Origin of the sequence: Lentzea cavernae, from assembly GCF_014653695.1 — a bacterium.
Taxonomy (GTDB): Bacteria; Actinomycetota; Actinomycetes; order Mycobacteriales; family Pseudonocardiaceae; genus Lentzea; species Lentzea cavernae.
Genome location: NZ_BNAR01000027.1, coordinates 49,985 through 68,102 on the forward strand (window position 1 = coordinate 49,985; position 18,118 = coordinate 68,102).

17 protein-coding genes are annotated in these 18,118 nt (G+C 69.3%); 13 read left to right on the forward strand and 4 right to left on the reverse strand.

Annotated elements, in window-relative coordinates; all coding sequences use genetic code 11:
- Nucleotides 1-30: 30 nt before the first annotated feature.
- From typA to IE307_RS44200, 9 genes are all read left to right on the forward strand, one after another.
- Nucleotides 31-1,926: a translational GTPase TypA gene (typA, locus tag IE307_RS44160; protein WP_191305482.1), complete on the forward strand. Its 1,896-nt coding sequence runs from the start codon at nucleotides 31-33 to the stop codon at nucleotides 1,924-1,926.
- A gap of 270 nt (nucleotides 1,927-2,196) precedes the next feature.
- Entirely contained in the window at nucleotides 2,197-3,858 is a 1,662-nt protein-coding gene (locus tag IE307_RS44165) for an ABC transporter family substrate-binding protein (RefSeq protein WP_191305483.1), read from the forward strand.
- Between the two features lie 301 nt (nucleotides 3,859-4,159).
- Entirely contained in the window at nucleotides 4,160-5,938 is a 1,779-nt protein-coding gene (locus IE307_RS44170; protein WP_191305484.1) for an ABC transporter family substrate-binding protein, read from the forward strand.
- A gap of 93 nt (nucleotides 5,939-6,031) precedes the next feature.
- Nucleotides 6,032-7,030, forward strand: a complete 999-nt coding sequence (locus IE307_RS44175; protein WP_191305485.1) for an ABC transporter permease — start codon at nucleotides 6,032-6,034, stop codon at nucleotides 7,028-7,030.
- Nucleotides 7,023-7,955: an ABC transporter permease gene (locus IE307_RS44180; RefSeq protein ID WP_373306090.1), complete on the forward strand. Its 933-nt coding sequence runs from the start codon at nucleotides 7,023-7,025 to the stop codon at nucleotides 7,953-7,955. The genes IE307_RS44175 and IE307_RS44180 overlap by 8 nt, the downstream gene beginning before the upstream one ends.
- A complete protein-coding gene (locus tag IE307_RS44185) occupies nucleotides 7,955-9,115 on the forward strand; it encodes an ABC transporter ATP-binding protein (protein ID WP_191305486.1) in 1,161 nt (386 codons plus the stop codon). Before IE307_RS44180 ends, IE307_RS44185 begins: the two co-directional genes overlap by 1 nt.
- A complete protein-coding gene (locus tag IE307_RS44190) occupies nucleotides 9,112-10,104 on the forward strand; it encodes an ABC transporter ATP-binding protein (protein ID WP_191305487.1) in 993 nt (330 codons plus the stop codon). Before IE307_RS44185 ends, IE307_RS44190 begins: the two co-directional genes overlap by 4 nt.
- Nucleotides 10,105-10,181: 77 nt before the next feature.
- On the forward strand, nucleotides 10,182-11,012 hold the full coding sequence (gene mshB / locus IE307_RS44195) for an N-acetyl-1-D-myo-inositol-2-amino-2-deoxy-alpha-D-glucopyranoside deacetylase (RefSeq protein ID WP_191305488.1): 831 nt from the start codon (nucleotides 10,182-10,184) through the stop codon (nucleotides 11,010-11,012).
- Nucleotides 11,009-11,434 (forward strand): hypothetical protein, encoded by a 426-nt coding sequence (locus IE307_RS44200; protein WP_191305489.1) that lies wholly within the window; start codon nucleotides 11,009-11,011, stop codon nucleotides 11,432-11,434. Before mshB ends, IE307_RS44200 begins: the two co-directional genes overlap by 4 nt.
- Here the strand turns inward: IE307_RS44200 and IE307_RS44205 are convergent.
- Nucleotides 11,410-12,177, reverse strand: a complete 768-nt coding sequence (locus tag IE307_RS44205; protein WP_444543469.1) for a GNAT family N-acetyltransferase — start codon at nucleotides 12,175-12,177, stop codon at nucleotides 11,410-11,412. The two genes, IE307_RS44200 and IE307_RS44205, sit on opposite strands and share 25 nt — an antisense overlap.
- An 87-nt stretch (nucleotides 12,178-12,264) precedes the next feature.
- Between IE307_RS44205 and fdxA the strand changes: the two genes are divergently transcribed.
- Together fdxA and dapC are read left to right on the forward strand one after the other, a co-directional pair.
- On the forward strand, nucleotides 12,265-12,594 hold the full coding sequence (gene fdxA / locus IE307_RS44210) for a ferredoxin (protein WP_218159521.1): 330 nt from the start codon (nucleotides 12,265-12,267) through the stop codon (nucleotides 12,592-12,594).
- On the forward strand, nucleotides 12,591-13,688 hold the full coding sequence (dapC, locus tag IE307_RS44215) for a succinyldiaminopimelate transaminase (RefSeq protein ID WP_308436451.1): 1,098 nt from the start codon (nucleotides 12,591-12,593) through the stop codon (nucleotides 13,686-13,688). Before fdxA ends, dapC begins: the two co-directional genes overlap by 4 nt.
- Nucleotides 13,689-13,691: 3 nt before the next feature.
- Here dapC and IE307_RS44220 read toward each other — a convergent pair whose 3' ends face one another.
- From IE307_RS44220 to IE307_RS44230, 3 genes are all read right to left on the reverse strand, one after another.
- Nucleotides 13,692-14,597: a hypothetical protein gene (locus tag IE307_RS44220; protein WP_191305492.1), complete on the reverse strand. Its 906-nt coding sequence runs from the start codon at nucleotides 14,595-14,597 to the stop codon at nucleotides 13,692-13,694.
- Between the two features lie 37 nt (nucleotides 14,598-14,634).
- Nucleotides 14,635-15,591, reverse strand: coding sequence for a 2,3,4,5-tetrahydropyridine-2,6-dicarboxylate N-succinyltransferase (dapD, locus tag IE307_RS44225; protein WP_373306091.1), 957 nt, complete (start codon nucleotides 15,589-15,591; stop codon nucleotides 14,635-14,637).
- A 139-nt stretch (nucleotides 15,592-15,730) separates the two neighbouring features.
- The gene (locus IE307_RS44230) at nucleotides 15,731-16,144 is read right to left on the reverse strand and encodes a hypothetical protein (RefSeq protein WP_191305493.1); all 414 of its coding nucleotides are present in this window, start codon (nucleotides 16,142-16,144) and stop codon (nucleotides 15,731-15,733) included.
- A 60-nt stretch (nucleotides 16,145-16,204) separates the two neighbouring features.
- On the opposite strand from IE307_RS44230, the gene dapE reads away from it, so the two are divergent.
- Both dapE and IE307_RS44240 read left to right on the forward strand, forming a co-directional pair.
- Complete coding sequence (gene dapE / locus IE307_RS44235) at nucleotides 16,205-17,272, forward strand: succinyl-diaminopimelate desuccinylase (RefSeq protein ID WP_191305494.1); 1,068 nt, start codon at nucleotides 16,205-16,207, stop codon at nucleotides 17,270-17,272.
- 17 nt (nucleotides 17,273-17,289) lie between these two features.
- Entirely contained in the window at nucleotides 17,290-18,072 is a 783-nt protein-coding gene (locus IE307_RS44240; protein WP_191305495.1) for an LOG family protein, read from the forward strand.
- The last annotated feature ends 46 nt before the right edge of the window (nucleotides 18,073-18,118 follow it).

The following is an 18,118-nucleotide window of genomic DNA, read 5'->3' on the forward strand; positions in this document are numbered from 1 at the left end:
CCAACGCCTTCGAAGCTCTAGGAGTTCTGCGTGCCCACGGCCACCGCGTCTGCCCTTCAGACGCGAACTGACCTGCGAAATGTCGCGATCGTCGCGCACGTCGACCACGGCAAGACCACCCTGGTCGACGCGATGCTGCGCCAGTCCGGCGCCTTCTCCGCGCGTGCCGAGCTCGTCGACCGGGTCATGGACTCGGGCGAGCTCGAGCGCGAGAAGGGCATCACGATCCTCGCCAAGAACACGGCTGTGCGCAGGCACACGCCGGACGGCGACGTGATCATCAACGTTGTCGACACCCCCGGCCACGCCGACTTCGGTGGCGAGGTCGAGCGCGCGCTGTCGATGGTCGACGGTGTCGTCCTGCTGGTCGACGCCTCTGAGGGCCCGCTGCCCCAGACGCGCTTCGTGCTGCGCAAGACGCTCGCCGCCGGCCTGCCGGTGATCCTGCTGGTCAACAAGGTCGACCGCCCCGACGCCCGGATCTCCGAGGTCGTCGAGGAAGCCCACGACCTGCTGCTCGACCTCGCGACCGAGGTGGGCGCCGACGAGTCCGTGCTGGACCTGCCGGTCGTCTACGCCTCCGCGCGCGCCGGTCGTGCGTCGCTGTCCCAGCCCGAGGACGGCGGCCTGCCGGACGAGGAGAACCTGGACACGCTGTTCCAGGTGCTGCTCGACCACATCCCCGCCCCGCACGTCGACGTCGACGGGCCGCTGCAGGCGCTCGTCACGAACCTCGACGCCTCGACCTTCCTCGGTCGCATCGCGCTGTGCCGCATCCACCAGGGCACCATGCGCAAGGGTGAGACCGTGGCGTGGTGCCGCGAGGACGGCGAGCCCGTCAAGGTCCGCATCACCGAGCTCCTCATCACCGAGGCGCTGGACCGCGTGCCGGCCGAGTTCGCACGGGCGGGCGACCTGGTCGCCATCGCCGGCATCGCGGACATCACCATCGGCGACACGCTGGCCGACGCCGAGACCCCCGAGGCGCTGCCCCGGATCACGGTCGACCAGCCGGCCATCTCGATGACCGTCGGTGTGAACACCTCGCCCCTGGCCGGGCGCAACGGCGGCACCAAGCTGACCGCCCGCGTGCTCAAGGCGCGTCTCGACGCCGAGCTCGTCGGCAACGTGTCGGTGAAGGTCCTGCCGACCGAGCGCCCCGACACCTGGGAGGTGCAGGGCCGCGGTGAGCTGGCGCTGGCCATCCTGGTCGAGCAGATGCGCCGCGAGGGCTTCGAGCTGACCGTGGGCAAGCCCCAGGTGGTCACGCACACGGTCGACGGCAAGGTCCACGAGCCGTTCGAGCGCCTGTCCGTCGACTGCCCCGAGGAGCACCTCGGCGCCGTCACGCAGCTGCTGGCGAACCGCAAGGGCCGCATGGAGAACATGTCGGGCCACGGCACCGGCCGCATCAAGCTCGACTACGTGGTCCCGTCGCGCGGCCTCATCGGCTTCCGCACGGAGTTCCTCACCGAGACCCGCGGCACCGGCATCGCGAACGCCGTCTCCGAGGGCTACGCGCCCTGGGCGGGCGAGATCCGCACCCGCCACAACGGTTCCCTGGTCGCCGACCGCACCGGTTCGATCACCGCCTACGCGATGATCCAGCTGGCCGACCGCGGCACGTTCTTCGTGGAGCCGGGCGCCGACGCGTACGAGGGCATGGTCGTGGGCGAGAACCCGCGCGCCGAGGACCTCGACGTCAACATCACCCGCGAGAAGAAGCTCACGAACATGCGCTCTTCCACGGCCGACGTGATGGAGACCCTGGCCCGCCCCCGCAAGCTCTCGCTCGAGGAGGCGCTGGAGTTCTGCGCGTCCGACGAGTGCGTGGAGGTGGCCCCGGAGGTCATCCGCGTCCGCAAGGTGACGCTGGACGCCAACCTGCGCGGCCGCGAGCGCTCGCGTCTCAAGGCGCGCGGCTGACGCCGATCTGAACGCCTGACGAGGGCGGCCCGGCCGATGGCCTGGCCGCCCTCCGTCGTCTCCTGGGCACACGGGTGCTCTGGTACCCGCCGCCCGTGTTTCGACGCCTGCGAATCGGTGACCCCGGCACCGAACCACCCGACCGGGTGAGCCGTACTACCCACCGGGCGAGCAACCACGGAGCGCCGCCACACGTCACCCGTAGTGGCGCGGGTGACAAAACCTGGGTTGCCCGAACGCCACCACCACACTTCTGGCAATGTGAGGACCATGAGGCGACTCGGGGGAGTGCTTGTCGCTGCCGTCCTGTGCGGCACGGCGGCGGCGTGCACGAACGCGCCTCCTCCGCCCCTCGTGCCGAAGTCCGAGGCTCCCGTCATCACCACCACGGGGCCCAAGGTCACCGAGATCGTGGTGGGCGTGGACGACGTGGCGGGCGGCTACAACCCGCACGCCCTCGCGGCCCAGAGCCCCATCACGACGGCGCTGAGCTCCCTGCTGCTGCCGAGCGTGTTCCGGCCGGGCAACGACGGCGCGCCGCAGCTCGACCGCACCCTCGTGGTGAGCGCGAAGGTCACCAAGGCGGAGCCGTTCACGGTCACCTACACGATCCGCAAGGACGCCAGCTGGTCGGACAGCGCGCCCATCGCCGCCGAGGACTTCTACTACCTGTGGCAGCGTATGCGCGCCGAACCGGGGGTAGTGGATCCGGCGGGTTACAGGCTCATCAACAACATCAGCGCGCGCGAGGGCGGCAAGGTCGTCGAGGTCGCGTTCGGCAAGCCGTTCCCCGGCTGGCGGTCGCTCTTCTCGAACCTGTTGCCCGCGCACCTGCTCAAGGACGCGCCCGGCACGTGGTCGAACGTGCTCGCCACCGGCTTCCCCGCCACCGCGGGACCCTTCCAGATGCGCAGCCTCGACGAGCCGCGCGGCGAGGTCGTGCTCGAGCGCAGCGACCGGTACTGGGAGACGCCGACGACGCTCGACCGGGTCGTCATCCGCAGGGCCACGCACAGCGCGATGGCCGAGTCACTGTCCAAAGGCGACAACCAGGCCGCGCTCCTGCGGGCGGACGCCTCCGACGTGAACCTGCTCGGGACGATCAAGGACGTCACCACGAAACCCGTGCCGCGCAACGAGGTCGTGCAGGTGCTGCTGCGGCCCGCGAGCGAGCAGCTCAAGGACCTCAAGACGCGCAAGGCGATCGTGGCCGCGCTCGACCGCGAGGCGCTCATCGCGTTCGGGACGCAGAGCGGGCCGAGCGCCCCGTTCCGGGCCGACTCGTACGTGGTGCCGCCGAGCCGCGCCGGGTACACCAAGACCATCACCGCGAACACGCTCGACGTGGCGGCGAGCGAGCAGCTGCTGACCGAGGCCGGGTACGCGAAGGCCGGCGCGGAGTGGCAGAAGGCCGGCAAGGCGCTCAAGCTCAGGATCGCCGCGCCGGAGAAGACCGAGCCCTACGTCGGCATCGCGAACCGCGTCAAGGCCCAGCTGGCCGAGCGCGGGATCGACTCCGAGGTCGTCACCCCGAACGCCGAGGAGCTCTTCAGCAAGCAGCTGACCGAGTCCGACGTCGACATCGCCGTCGTCCCGCGGGTCGACGCGGGCGACTCGGCGGCGGCGCTCGCGAGCGAGTTCGGCTGTGCCGGCGACGCTCCGGACGGGGCGACGCCCAGCCCGCAGAACCCCGCCGGTTTCTGCGACCCGGCGATCCAGGCCGACGTCGAGGCCGCGCTCAACGGCAAGGCGCTGCTGTCGGACGTGCTGGCCCGCGTCGAGCCGTTGATCGGGGCCCAGGCCGTGTCGGTGCCCCTGTTCCAGGTGGTCGATCTGCTCGGTGTGCTTCCGACGGTTTCAGGAGTCGGAACCGGGGCACCCCTGGCGGGCGTGCTCAGCGGTGCACCCGAATGGCGGCGTCTCGACAAGTAGCCGGCGGGTGGGAAATCCGTTGCGCGAGCCCTTTTCGCGTTGCTACGTTCGGCCGTTCTCGTTGACAGAATTCCAGCCGCCCGGTCAACGAACGCTGGCGCCCGGTAATCGGGCCATTGCGGCCTGCAACAACTCGTTTCCATTGGGTCACGATCGCCCTCCCAGGTAGTGACCGCCGCCTCAGCGGCTTCTTACGGTGCTGCCCACGATGTGCCGGTTCGGGGCGCGTATGGCACATCAACGTTATGGGCGTGCAGGCCGACCTGGCCGCGGCCGCCCAGTGCTAGGAGGGCACGTGTCGATGAGGAGAACCAAAGCACTTCCGGCGATCGCGCTGGTCGCCAGCGCGTCTCTCGTGCTGGGTGCGTGCGGTGGCGGCGGCGGGAGCAGCGACGCCGACGGTGGCGACGCCACCGTCGCGGAGATGGCGACCGCACGCGGTGAGTCCGCGGACGGCTACACCGCGCCGGATACGAAGCAGAGCGGCCAGGTCGTCGTGTCGACGGACAAGCCGTTCACCTCGTACAACAACGCGACCGAGGACGCGAACCAGTCCTACAACACGTTCGCGCTGGTCCTCGTGCAGCCTGGTGCGCACATCACGAACGGCAACAACAAGGTCGTCCTGAACAAGGACGTCATGGACTCCGTCGAGGTCACCTCGAAGTCCCCCCAGGTCGTGACCTGGAAGCTCAAGAAGGGCGTCACCTGGTCCGACGGTGAGGCCTGGGACTGCGACGACTTCTACATGGCGTGGCTCACGCAGTCGAACGCCGCGAAGAAGGCCGACGGCACCAAGATCTTCAAGGCCGCCGGAACCACGGGCTACGACCTGATGACCGGTGAGTGCAAGGACGACCAGACGTTCGTCGGCACCTACAAGGAGCCGTACCCGGACTACGAGAGCCTGTTCAACTCGGACGTCCTGCCGGCCCACGTCCTCGAGAAGCAGACGGGCGTCGCCGACGTCACGAAGCTGACCCCCACCAGCGCCGAGGCCGACCTCACCAAGGTCGCCGACTTCTGGAACGAGAAGTGGAACGGGTTCACCAAGGACCTGATGCCCTCCGCGGGTCCGTACAAGCTGACCGCCTTCGAGCCGAACCAGTCGGTGACGCTCGAGCGCAACGAGAAGTGGGGCGGCAAGCCCGGTGGCCCGGAGAAGATCGTCCTGAAGGCGATTCCGGACCCCGTCGCGCAGGCGCAGGCGCTGGAGAACGGTGAGGTCTCCGTCAACTCCTTCGCCCAGCCGGACGCGAACGCGGCCACCAAGCTCAAGGGCCTGAGCGCCCAGGGCGTCACGTTCGGCGCGGGCCCCGGCCTGTCGTTCGAGCACCTCGACATCCAGATGAAGCACCCGGTGCTGTCGAAGGAGGAGGTCCGCAAGGCCTTCTTCATGTGCGTCAAGCGCCAGGACATCATCGACAAGCTGATCTCCGAGGTCCAGACGGACGCGAAGCCGCTCGGCAGCCTCATCTTCTTCCCGAAGGACGAGGGCTACAAGGACGTCTACGCGGACAAGGCCAAGGGTGACGCGACCGAGTCCAAGAAGATCCTGACCGACGCGGGCTGGACGCAGGGTGCCGACGGCGTGTTCGCGAAGGACGGCGTCCGCGCCTCCTTCCGGATCAGCCACACCGACATCCCGCGCCGCAAGCAGACCGTCGAGCTGATCCAGGGCCAGTGCAAGGACGCCGGCATCGAGATCAAGGACGACACCGACCCGAACTTCCTGGACGAGCGCGTCTCCGCCGGTGACTACGACGTCGCCCTGTTCGCGTGGTCCTCGCTGCCCTTCAAGAGCGGCAAGAAGTCCATCTACGAGACCGGTGGCGGCCAGAACTGGCAGAACCTGTCCGTGCCGAAGGCCGACGCGGCCCTGAAGCAGGCCGTCTCGCAGACGTCCATCGCCGACTCCCTGAAGTACTTCCAGGAGGCCGACGAGGCGCTGGCCGGTGCCTACGGTTCCTTCCCGCTGTTCCAGATGCCGAACATGTGGGCGTTCAAGGGACTCGACCGCGTGTACTTCCAGAGCTACTACGGCGCGCTGTGGAACGCCAACGAGTGGCAGACCAAGTAATCGCCATAGCTGAAGTGCGCAACGCCTGACCGGGCGGGGCCGGACCACGAGTCCGGCCCCGCCCGAGCCGGGTTGCCCCCTAGGAGCCCGCCCGTGATCCGCTACATCATCCGGCGCCTGCTGATCTCCATACCCATCCTGCTGATCGGCAGCTTCGCCTGTTACGTCCTCGTCGCCACCGCCGGAAACCCCCTGGCGGAGATGCGATTCCGGCCCGGTGTCACCGAAGCGGACCTCAAGGCCGCCGAGGCCGCCCTGGGCCTCGACCAGCCCGTGGTCATCCGCTACTGGAACTGGCTCACCGACTTCCTGTCCGGTGACTGGGGCCAGAGCATCGCCCTCGGTCAGGCCAAGACCGCCGTCTTCCCGGCCGTCACGGACGCGCTGTGGACCACCGGCCGCCTCGTCATCGGGGCCGAACTCCTCGCTCTGACACTGGGCGTCTCGGTCGGCGTGCTCGCCGCCGTGCGCCAGTACTCGATCTTCGACTACCTCGCCACCAGCACCGCGTTCCTCATGTTCTCGATGCCGATCTTCTGCGTCGCGGTCATCGTGAAGAACTACGGCATCCAGTTCAACAACGTCCTGGAGTCGATGGGGCTGGACCGCTGGCTCACCACCGCGGGCCCGCGGCCGGGCGGCTTCAGCGGCAGCTTCGGCGAAGTGATCTTCAAGTACACGGGCACGTTCCTGCTGCCGACGGTCGCGCTGATGCTGATCAGCTTCGCCGCGTACAGCCGGTTCGAACGCGCCTCGATGCTCGAGATCCTGCACTCCGACTTCGTGCGGACCGCGCGGGCGAAGGGCATCTCGCAGGGCCGCGTGATCTTCCGGCACGCGTTCCGCAACGCGCTCATCCCCGTCGCCACTCTGTTCTCGCTGAACTTCGGCGCCGTGCTGTCCGGCGCGATCATCACCGAGACCGTGTTCGGCTGGTCGGGCATGGGCACGCTGCTGGTGAACTCCGTGCGGCAGTTCGACCCGCCGATGCTGATGGGCTGGCTCGCGGTGACGGCCACCCTGATCGTGCTGTTCAACCTGTTCGCCGACATCGTGTACGGCTTCCTCGACCCTAGGATTCGCCTTGGCTAACATCAACTTGGCGTCCGAGGGCGGCGTGGTGAACAGCGCTCCCCAGTCCGACTCGCACGAGTTCGACGCCTCCAAGACCCGCACGCAGGGCCAGCTCGTCCTGCGGCGCTTCCTGCGCCACCGGCTCGCGATGGTGAGCCTCGGCGTCTTCGTCTTCCTGATCCTGTTCGCGTTCGTCGGTCCCTTCATCTGGACCTACGACTTCGAGGACGTGACCAGCAAGTCCTACCAGCCGATGAGCGGCACCCATCCGCTCGGCACCACCCAGGTCGGCAAGGACATGCTCGCGCTGCTCATGCGCGGCACCGGCTACTCGCTGCAGATCGCGTTGATCGTGGCCGCACTGGCGACCGCGGTGGGCGTGACCTTCGGCGCGCTGGCGGGATACCTGCGCGGGTTCGTGGACACCGCGCTGATGCGTCTCGTCGACCTGCTGCTGATCATCCCCCAGATCGCGGTCGCCGCGATCGTCGTCAAGGGGTTCTCGGGCAGCTGGTACGTCGTCGCGCTGGTGCTCGCCGCGTTCGCGTGGATGCAGATCGCCCGCATCACGCGCGGTGAGACGCTTTCCCTGGCACAACGGGAGTTCGTCGAGGCCGCGCGTGCCTGCGGTGCCTCGACCACGCGCATCATCTTCAAGCACCTCGTGCCGAACATGATCGGCAGCATCACGGTCAACGCCACGCTGGCGATCGCCGCCGCGGTGCTGACCGAGGCCGCGCTGTCGTTCCTGGGCCTGGGAGTACAGCCCCCGGACACCTCGCTCGGCGTGATCGTGCTGGAGAACTACGGCCAGTTCATGAACCGGCCGTGGCTGTTCTGGGGTCCGTTCATCGTGCTCGTGTCGCTCTCCCTGGCCGTCAACTTCATCGGTGACGGCCTGCGCGACGCGTTCGACCCGAGGCAGACGAAGGTGCGTGCCTGATGAGTGTTTCCGAACTGACGGAGGACTTCCTGCCCTCCGGCACCACCGCACCGCTGCTCTCGGTCAAGGACCTGTCGGTCACCTTCCCGACCGACGACGGCGACGTCCGCGCCGTGCGCAACGTCTCGTTCGACCTCAACGCCGGCGACGTGCTCGGCATCGTCGGCGAGTCGGGCTCCGGCAAGTCCGTGTCCTCCATGGCGATCATGGGCCTGCTGCCCAAGAACGCCGTCATCGAGGGCTCGATCCGCTACCGCGGTGAGGAGCTGAACGGCCGCACCTACAAGCAGATGCAGCCGTTCCGCAGCAAGCACATCGCGATGATCTTCCAGGACCCGATGACGTCGCTGAACCCCGTCTACACCGTGGGGTGGCAGCTCGCCGAGACCTACCGCGCGCACCACGACGTCTCCAAGAAGGCGGCGTGGGCCAAGGCGGTCGAGGCGCTGGAACTGGTCGGCATCCCGCAGCCGGACAAGCGCGCGTCCCAGTACCCGCACGAGTTCTCCGGCGGCATGCGGCAGCGCGTGGTGATCGCGATGGCGATCATCAACGACCCCAGCGTGATCATCGCCGACGAGCCGACCACCGCCCTCGACGTGACGGTGCAGGCGCAGATCCTCGACACCATGCTGCGCCTGCAGTCCGAGACCGACGCGGCGATCATCATGATCACGCACGACCTCGGCGTGGTCGCGGGCATGGTCAACCGCGTGCAGGTGATGTACGGCGGCACCGTGGTCGAGTCCGGCCCGGTCGACGACGTCTTCGAACGCCCGCGGATGCCCTACACGGTCGGGCTGCTGGGCTCGGTCCCGAACCCGTCCACCCTGGGCAAGCGGCTCACGCCCATCAAGGGCGCGCCGCCCTCCCTGGTGAACCTCCCGACCGGCTGCTCGTTCTCGCCGCGCTGCCCGCTCGTCACCGACGTGTGCCAGGAGTGGGAGCCGGAGCTCGAGGAGGCCGGCGCCGCGAACCACCGGACGCGGTGCCACCGCTGGGAGCACCTGGCGACGATCGAGACGCCGCAGAGGCTGTTCCTGCACGACGAGATCGGCACGGTGGAGAACCCGGCGGCGTTCGCCGCGGCCAACCCCGACGAGTCGCTCGAAGTGACCGCCGTGCACGGGTCTTTGATCACGGATGAGGAGGCGAAGTGACCGCGCCACTGCTGGAGGTCACCGACCTCGTCAAGGAGTTCCCCGTGCGCGGCAAGGGGATCATCCCGCGCAACATCGGCACCGTGCAGGCCGTGTCCGGCGTGTCGTTCACCCTGCACCCCGGTGAGACCCTCGGCCTCGTCGGCGAGTCGGGCTGCGGCAAGTCCACGACCGGGCGCGCGATCCTGCAGCTGCACAAGCCGACCTCGGGCTCGGTGAAGTTCGAGGGCCGCGAGCTCACGTCCATGAGCACCAAGCAGCTGCGGCCGCTGCGCAAGGACATCCAGATCGTCTTCCAGGACCCGTACGCGTCGCTGAACCCCAAGTGGCAGGTCAACGACATCATCGCGGAACCCCTGGTGATCCACGGTGTCGAGGGCGGCGTGCAGCGGCGGGTCAACGAGCTCATGGAGCTCGTGGGCCTCAACCCCGAGCACCGCAACCGCTACGCGCACGAGTTCTCCGGCGGTCAGCGGCAGCGCATCGGCATCGCCCGCGCCCTGGCGCTGAACCCGCGGTTCCTGGTGCTGGACGAGCCGGTGTCCGCTTTGGACGTCTCGGTGCAGGCCGGTGTCGTGAACCTGTTGGAGGAGCTGCAGGAACGGCTCGGGCTCGCCTACCTGTTCGTCGCGCACGACCTCTCGGTGGTGCGGCACATCTCGGACCGGGTCGCGGTCATGTACCTCGGCAAGATCATCGAGATGGGCGAGCGCGAGGCCATCTACACCAAGCCGATGCACCCGTACACGCAGGCGCTGCTGTCCGCGGTGCCGATGCCGGACCCCAAGGCGGAGCGCCAGCGCCAGCGGATCGTGCTGACCGGTGACGTGCCGTCGCCCGTCAACCCGCCGTCGGGGTGCCGGTTCCGCACCCGCTGCTGGAAGGCGCAGGACATCTGCGCCACCGAGGAACCGAAGCTGGAACGGCGTGGCGGCCCGGACGGAACGCTGTCCGCGTGCCACTTCGCGGAAGAACGCTCGGTGGTGTGACGGTGTCGCCGAGCGACACAGGTCATTAGCAAAGGCCGCCTTCATCAACTGATGAGGGCGGCCTTTACTCTGTTTCAGTGACCCTGACTGCCCCACCGCGGTTGCTCTTCGTGCACGCCCACCCCGACGACGAAAGTCTGTGGACCGGCGGCACCATCGCGCGCTACGCCTCGGCCGGCGCGCACGTCACCGTGGTCACCTGCACGCTGGGCGAAGAGGGCGAGATCATCCCGCCCGCGCTGGCGAACCTCGCCGCCGACGCCGCAGACCAGCTCGGTGGCTACCGCGTGGGAGAACTCCGCTCCGCCTGCGCCGCACTCGGCGTGACGGACCACCGGTTCCTCGGCGGCATCGGGCGGTGGCGCGACTCCGGCATGGTCGACGTGCCGTCCAACGCGAAGCCGCGCGCGTTCGTCCAGGGAGCGCTCGAGGACCAGACCGCCCAACTGGTCGAGATCCTGCGCGAGGTCAAGCCACAGGTCGTCGTGAGTTACGACGCGTTCGGCGGCTACGGCCACCCGGACCACATCCGCGCGCACGAGATCACGGTCGCCGCGTGCGCCCAGGTCTCCGACGTCGAGCGGGTCTTCTACGCGGTGACGTCCCGCGACGCCACGGAAGCGGGTGTGCGGGAGCTGGAGAACGTCCCCGAGGCGTTCCGGCTGCCCGAGCCCGGTGAGCTGCCGGTCACGCCGGATGAAGAGATCACAACGGTTGTCGACGTCCGGGAGCACCTGACCGCCAAGCGGCGGGCGTTGAGGGCACACTCGACGCAGGTCAGTGTGTGGGACGGCGGGTACGCGTTGTCGAACGACATCGCGCAGCCGCTGGTCGGGGGCGAGTACTACGTGCTCGCGAAGGGCTCACCGGAAGGTGTGGCCACGGATCTGTTCGGAGGACTCGGGTGACCGCTGGCTGGCGAGTCGTTCTGCTGCTGCTCCTGTGCGTGGAGGCAGCGGTGCTCGCCGTGCTGGAAGCGTTCTTCCTCCCCCTCAGACTCGACGGCGTGATCCTGCCGAGGCTGGGCGACATCCCGTTCCCCGTCACGATCGTCGTGGCGGTCGTCACGACGCCGTTGCTCGTGCAGTGGGCGGCCGGCCTGTCGACCAGGGTCGTCGGCGCCGCGGCCCCGCTGATCGTGTGGTTCTTCACGATCTTCGCGCTCGGGTTCCTCGAGCCGGGCGGCCAGGGCCAGTTCCTGCTCGGCGACTGGCGGACGCTGCTGCTGATCGCGGGCGGCGCGATGCCCGGCGCGGTGGCCGTGGGCGCCGTGATGGCACGCAACGCGGCGAACCGGCCGGGCCTCTACGAGACCGCGGGGATCCAGTAGCGGTAGCGGTGGTGCTCGGTGCAGCCGAGCTCCTCGTACAGCCTGATCGCGGGGGTGTTGTGCTCCGCGACCTGCAGCACGCACGTCGTGGCGCCCTGCTCCAGGCCCCAGCCCGCCAGTTCGCCCATGAGCTTTCGAGCGAGGCCCTGACGGCGGTGTGACGGCCGCACGGCCAGGCGGGCGACGTGCAGCACGTCCTCGACCACCGCGCCCCGCACGGCCGCGATCACGACGCCGTCCTCGGTGAGGCTCGCGAAGCAGACGTTCCCGCCGCCGCCCAGCACGTGCCGGTGGACGTCGGAAACCTCCGATCCCGCCGTGAGTTCCCACCATCCGGGAAGATCGAGACTCTCGGCTACGCCGTCGGCGAACTTCTCCAGCGGACCGGTCATCACCAGCGACTCCGAGCCGCCCGGATGATCGAGGTCGACGCGCCAGCCGGCGGACTCGATCGCGGCCTCGGCCGCTGAGCCGTTCACCACGTGAGCTGTGGGTTTGATGCCGTGCTCGCGAGCGAACCCCTGGACGGTCCTCAGCGCGCCGGGGACGGGCATGCCGGGGTCGCCGCAGGTCACCGTGCTGTTCGCGCGGCCGGTGAAACCGGCTGCGGCGCGCATCAACCAGTCTCCGAGCGGAACTTCTGCCAGCGCGGGCCATGCTCGCGCGCAGAGTGTTTCGAGATGATCCACGGTGTGCACGCGTTCATCCTGTCCCACCAGGTGTTGTGACGTGGCACACCACACAGCTAAGGCAAGCCTGACCGGGTGATACTCGAACGTGCCGCGTACTCTCCGGCTTGCGCGGTGTGACCGATGAAGTTGGAGAGCGCAGTGACTTATGTGATCGCCCAGCCGTGCGTGGATCTGCTCGACAAGGCGTGCATCGAAGAGTGCCCCGTCGACTGCATCTACGAAGGCGACCGGATGCTCTACATCCACCCCGACGAGTGTGTGGACTGTGGCGCGTGCGAACCGGTGTGCCCGGTGGAAGCCATCTACTACGAGGACGACGTCCCCGACGAGTGGAAGGACTACACCAAGGCGAACGTCGACTTCTTCGACGAGCTCGGTTCGCCGGGTGGCGCGTCGAAGGTCGGCAAGGTCAGCAACGACCCGCCGTTCGTCAAGGCGCTCGAGCCGCAGCAGGCCGAAGGGCATTGATCATCGCAGGCAGGGGCCCGGCGCTGCCGGACTTCCCGTGGGACCAGCTGGCTGACCACGCCGCCAAGGCGCGCAAGCACCCCGGTGGCGTGGTCGACCTGTCCGTCGGCACACCCGTCGACCCGGTTCCCGCGGTGATCCAGTCCGCACTGTCGTCGGTCTCCGACGTCCCCGGCTACCCGACCACCCACGGCACTCCCGAGCTGCGCGCGGCCTTCGTCGCCGCGGTGGAGCGCCGGTACGGGATCGTCGGGGTGCCGGAGGCGGCGGTGCTGCCCACGATCGGCTCCAAGGAGCTCGTGGCGTGGCTGCCCACCCTGCTCGGTGTCGGGCCCGGTGACGTCGTGGCCGTGCCCGCCGTCGCGTACCCCACCTACGAGGTGGGCGCGCTGATGGCGGGGGCCGAGGTCGTCCGCCTGGCCGACGGGGAGCTCCCGCCCGCCGGCACGAAGCTGGTCTGGCTGAACTCCCCGTCGAACCCGACGGGGCGCGTCCTGTCCGCCCAGCAGCTGCGCGACGCCGTCGCCGCCGCTCGCGCGGTGGGTGCGGTCGTGGCCTCCGACGAGTGCTACCTGGCGCTGCCGTGGGACTCCTCACCGGTGTCCGTGCTGCACCCGTCCGTCGCCGACTCCTTCGACGGCGTGCTCGCCGTGCACTCGCTGTCGAAGTCGTCGTCGCTCGCGGGCTACCGGGCCGGGTTCGTCACCGGCGACCCGGAACTGGTCGCGGGTCTGCTGGAGCTGCGCAAGCACGCGGGCATGATCGTGCCGCGGCCGGTGCAGGAGGCCATGCGCGCCGCCCTGGAGGACGACGCGCACGTGGCCGAGCAGCGGGGCCGCTACCTGGCCCGGCGTGAGGTGCTCAAGCCCGCGCTGGAGGCGGCCGGGTTCACCGTGTCGCACTCCGAGGCGGGGCTCTACCTGTGGTCCTCGCGCGGTGAGGCCGCCTGGGAGACGATCTCCTGGCTGGCCGACCGCGGGATCCTCGCGGCCCCCGGCACGTTCTACGGACCGGCCGGCGCCCAGCACGTGCGGGTCGCGTTGACGGCCACGGACGAGCGGGTCGCGGCCGCGGCGGAACGCCTCAGCGCCTGATCCTCAGGGCTTGAGGGCCGACCACACCCGTCGTGTGAACTGGTTGGGCGGCACGGCATCCGTTGTCAGCCGCACCGACGTGCTGATCTCCTCGCCGCTCAGGCCGAGGCCCAGCACGAGGTGCCAGTGCAGGTCCCACAGGTCCGCGAACGCGTCCAGTTCCACGTCGGCGTCCGCGCTCACGTGGAGCACGGCCGGTTCCGCGACGCGCACCACGCGTTCGACCGCCCGCACGTCCCGCGTGTTCGTGCGGAAGCTGAACTGCAGGTCGACCGTCTCGCTGTCGAGCCCGTACGTCGCGTACGAGTGGCATCTGTGGTGCGGCAACGACAACGGCTGGTTCGTCTCCAGGTAGAGGTCGCCCTCGAACCGCAACGTCGGCGAGTGCTGGCTCAAGGTCGCGCGGGCGCTGACGAACTCCCAGCCGGGCATGTCCAGCTTGGGCACCAGCAGTTCCAGCACCTCGCCGCGCCGCGCTGACCGCGTGCGCTCACCCGAGCGCCACGGGATCTCCCTGCTGTACGGCTCTTTCTTCGTGACGAACACGTACGGCGCGTTGTCCGTCTGCAGTGACAGCACCACGACCGTGCGGCCACGGGCCCAGTCGAACGCCACGGTCGTGAGTCCCGGTGCGACACCGTCGAAGTGGCTCTCGACCCGCGGCCACCACGAGGACAGCTCCTCGGCCGGCGCGCCCTTGACGTACCGGCCCTTCTCGTCGACGCCGACGATCCACATGGCCTCGGACCCGCGCGCGGCGTTGCACAGCGCGGCGATCTGGCGGGCGGCCTTGCCGTGGTCGACGGGCCACTGCGTCTTGAACTCCACGAAGGAGTCCTCCGACTGCGCCCCCTGGAGGGCACGCTCGATCGCGGCGCGAGCGTTCAACTCGAGTCGCTGTTTCAGCACGTGCACCTCCTTCGGGGCAGCAGGAACCCCGCCCTGCTCAGTCGTTCGCGTGCAGCGCCGCGTTGAGCTCGACGCCGGTGCCCTTGCGGGGCTTGACCAGGACCGTGCCGGTGACGGAGTCCCGGATGAACAGCAGGTTCGACTGCCCGCTCAGGGACACGGCCTTGACGACCTCGCCGTCCGGGGCGGTGACCTTCGTGCCCGCGGTGATGTAGAGGCCGGCCTCGACCACGCAGTCGTCGCCGAGCGAGATGCCCAGACCGGCGTTCGCGCCGAGCAGGCAGCGCTCGCCGATGCTGATGACCTGCTTGCCGCCGCCGGACAGGGTGCCCATGATCGACGCGCCGCCGCCGACGTCCGAGCCGTCGCCGACCACGACACCGCCGGAGATGCGGCCCTCGACCATCGAACCGCCGAGCGTGCCGGCGTTGAAGTTCACGAAGCCCTCGTGCATGACCGTGGTGCCGGACGCGAGGTGGGCGCCGAGGCGGACCCGGTCCGCGTCACCGATGCGGACACCGGACGGGACGACGTAGTCGACCATGCGCGGGAACTTGTCGACGCTGAGGACCGTCACCGGGCCGCGCACGCGCAGGCGGGTGCGGGTCTGCTCGAAACCGTCGACCGCGCACGGGCCGTGGTTCGTCCACACGACGTTCGTCAGCAGGCCGAAGAGACCGTCGAGGTTCGCGCCGTGCGGCTTCACCAGGCGGTGGCTGAGCAGGTGCAGGCGCAGCCAGACGTCGTAGGTGTTCTCCGGGGCCGCGTCCAGGTCGATGCCGACCTTGACGCCCACGACCTCGACGCCGCGCTCCAGGTCCTCGCCGAGCAGTTTCGCGGCGGACTCGCCGAGCGCCTCCGCGATCTCGGCGGACGACACGCGGACGGTGCCGAGCTCCGCCTCGCCGCCCAGGGCGGGGGACGGGTACCAGGTGTCGAGGACGGTGCCGTCCGGGGTCACAGTGGCCAAGCCGATGCCGTATGCGGTGCTCACGGGTATCGAGCTTAGTCCGCCGGTCAGCCCCGCCACCGTTCGGCGGGGAAGTGCGACGTGCCCTCCGAACCGTGGTCGGCCGGGCTGTGTCCGCCGCGCCGGCGGTAGTGCTCGTGAGGCCGAGATCGCCGCTGGAAGGTCAGTCCGGGACCTCGGCGCTGAAGTACAGCGAGCCCAGGTCTCCCCGCGTGGCGATCAGGGCCTCGTTGCACTTCGCCTGCAGGGCGTCGGTGCTGGACACGTTGTCCACGTCGACCACACCGCACTTCAGGTTCTCGAAGTCGCCGACCGCGGTCATCAGGCGGGGCAGGACCTCGCTCACGTCGTCCTGGACGTGCTTGCCCTGCAACGACTCGTCCAGCTGCCGGGTCATGGAGCTGACCTCGCCGACCCACGCGGCGCAGTCGGCAGGGGTGCCGCTGTGCTGCGAGCCGCACGGCGCGGTGAACAACGCCCGGATCTCGCCGCACTGCCGGTCGCAGGCGGCAGGGGCCTCACCGCAGCCGGTCGCGAGGAGCAGCAGGGAGATGACCAGGAGTGTTCGCTTGATCACGCACAGCACGGTATCGGCTGAACGGCCCAGCGCCCAAGCCGCCTGAGTAGGGTGAACCGCGTGTCCGACACCCTTGACCTCCTCGCCGATCCGATCGACCTGACGACCGCGCTGGTGGATGTGCGCAGCGTGTCGGGGGAGGAGGCGGAGATCGCGGACCTCGTGGAGCGGTCGCTGCACCTCCACGCGCCCCACCTGGAGATCACCCGATCGGGCAACTCGGTGCTGGCCCGCACGAACCTCGGCCGCGAACGCCGTGTCGTGCTCGCCGGGCACCTGGACACCGTGCCGATCAACCGGAACTTCCCGAGCCGGCGCGAGGGAGACGTCCTGCACGGCTGCGGCACCGTCGACATGAAGGGCGGCGACGCGGTCATGCTCGCGATCGCGGCCCTGAGCGAGAACGCGCGCCACGACCTGACGTTCGTCTTCTACGACTGCGAGGAGATCGAGGCCGAGCGCAACGGGCTCACCCGGATCCAGCGGGAGTCGGAGGACTGGCTGCGGGGTGATCTGGCGATCGTGTGCGAGCCGTCCAACGGCACGGTCGAGGCCGGCTGCCAGGGCACCCTGCGCATCGAGATCAGGACCTCGGGGAAGCGCGCCCACACCGCCAGGGCGTGGATGGGCGTCAACGCCATCCACTCCCTCGGTGAGGCGCTGCGCCGGCTGGAGGCCTACGTCCCGCGGCAGCCGGAGATCGACGGCTGCCAGTACCACGAGGGCCTGCAGGCCGTGAAGATCAGCGGTGGCGTCGCGGGCAACGTCGTGCCGGACGAGGCCGTGCTCACCGTCAACCACCGGTTCGCCCCCGACCGTTCCGCCGAACAGGCCGAACAGCACCTGCGCGAGGTGTTCGAGGGCTTCGACGTCACCGTGACGGACTCCGCCGCCGGCGCGCTGCCCGGCCTCGGCGCCCCGGCCGCCCAGGAGCTCGTCGTCGCCGCCGGCGGCACCCCGGTGGCCAAGCTGGGCTGGACGGACGTGGCGCGGTTCGCCGCACTGGGAATGCCCGCCGTCAACTTCGGGCCGGGCGACCCGACGCTCGCGCACACCCAGGAGGAGCACGTGCCGGTCCAACAGATCACCGGGTGTTTCGACGTGCTTAAGCGATTTCTGTTGAGCTGATCACTAGAATCTCAGTGATGACGGAAGAGAAGAAGAACGGCGCCGTCGACGAGCGCCCCACCGAGAAACAGCGCGGCCCGGTCGTGGAGCGGCGTGATCGCAAGGACGACCGCACCACCACCACGGACCAGCGGCTGCTCGACTCCCGCGGCCCGTCCGACTGGGTGCACACCGACCCGTGGCGGGTGCTGCGGATCCAGGCCGAGTTCGTCGAGGGCTTCGGAGCGCTGGCCGAGGTGCCGAGCGCGGTGACCGTGTTCGGATCGGCCCGCACCGGCCGTGACCACCCGGAGTACCAGCTCGGCCGCGACCTCGGGGCGGCGCTGGCCGAGGCCGGGTTCGCCGCCATCACCGGTGGTGGGCCCGGTGCGATGGAGGCCGTGAACCGCGGGTGCTCGGAGGCCGGCGGGTTCTCGATCGGGCTCGGGATCGAGCTCCCGTTCGAGCAGGGGTTGAACCCGTGGGTCGATCTCGGGGTGAACTTCCGGTACTTCTTCGTGCGCAAGACGATGTTCATCAAGTACTCGCAGGCGTTCATCTGCCTGCCCGGCGGGTTCGGGACCTTGGACGAGCTGTTCGAGGCTTTGACGTTGGTGCAGACGAAGAAGGTGACGAAGTTCCCGGTGGTGCTGTTCGGGACCTCGTACTGGCAGGGGCTTTTCGACTGGATCCAGAACTCGGTGCTCGAGGGTGGGAAGGTCGGGGAGAAGGACCTGGCCCTGCTGCACCTGACCGATGACATCGATGATGCGGTTCGGGTTGTGAAGGACGCGCACAAGGCCTGGGCTGACGCGCACTGACGCTCGCGCCGGGGGCGGGCCGCGCGCCTGGATAATCGGGCGCCTG

Coding starts and splice junctions, on each gene's coding strand:
- IE307_RS44185 (WP_191305486.1), top strand. CDS start 7,955: ATGAGTGTTTCCGAACTGACGGAGGACTTCCTGCCCTCCGGCACCACC.
- IE307_RS44240 (WP_191305495.1), top strand. CDS start 17,290: ATGACGGAAGAGAAGAAGAACGGCGCCGTCGACGAGCGCCCCACCGAG.
- IE307_RS44170 (WP_191305484.1), top strand. CDS start 4,160: ATGAGGAGAACCAAAGCACTTCCGGCGATCGCGCTGGTCGCCAGCGCG.
- IE307_RS44165 (WP_191305483.1), top strand. CDS start 2,197: ATGAGGCGACTCGGGGGAGTGCTTGTCGCTGCCGTCCTGTGCGGCACG.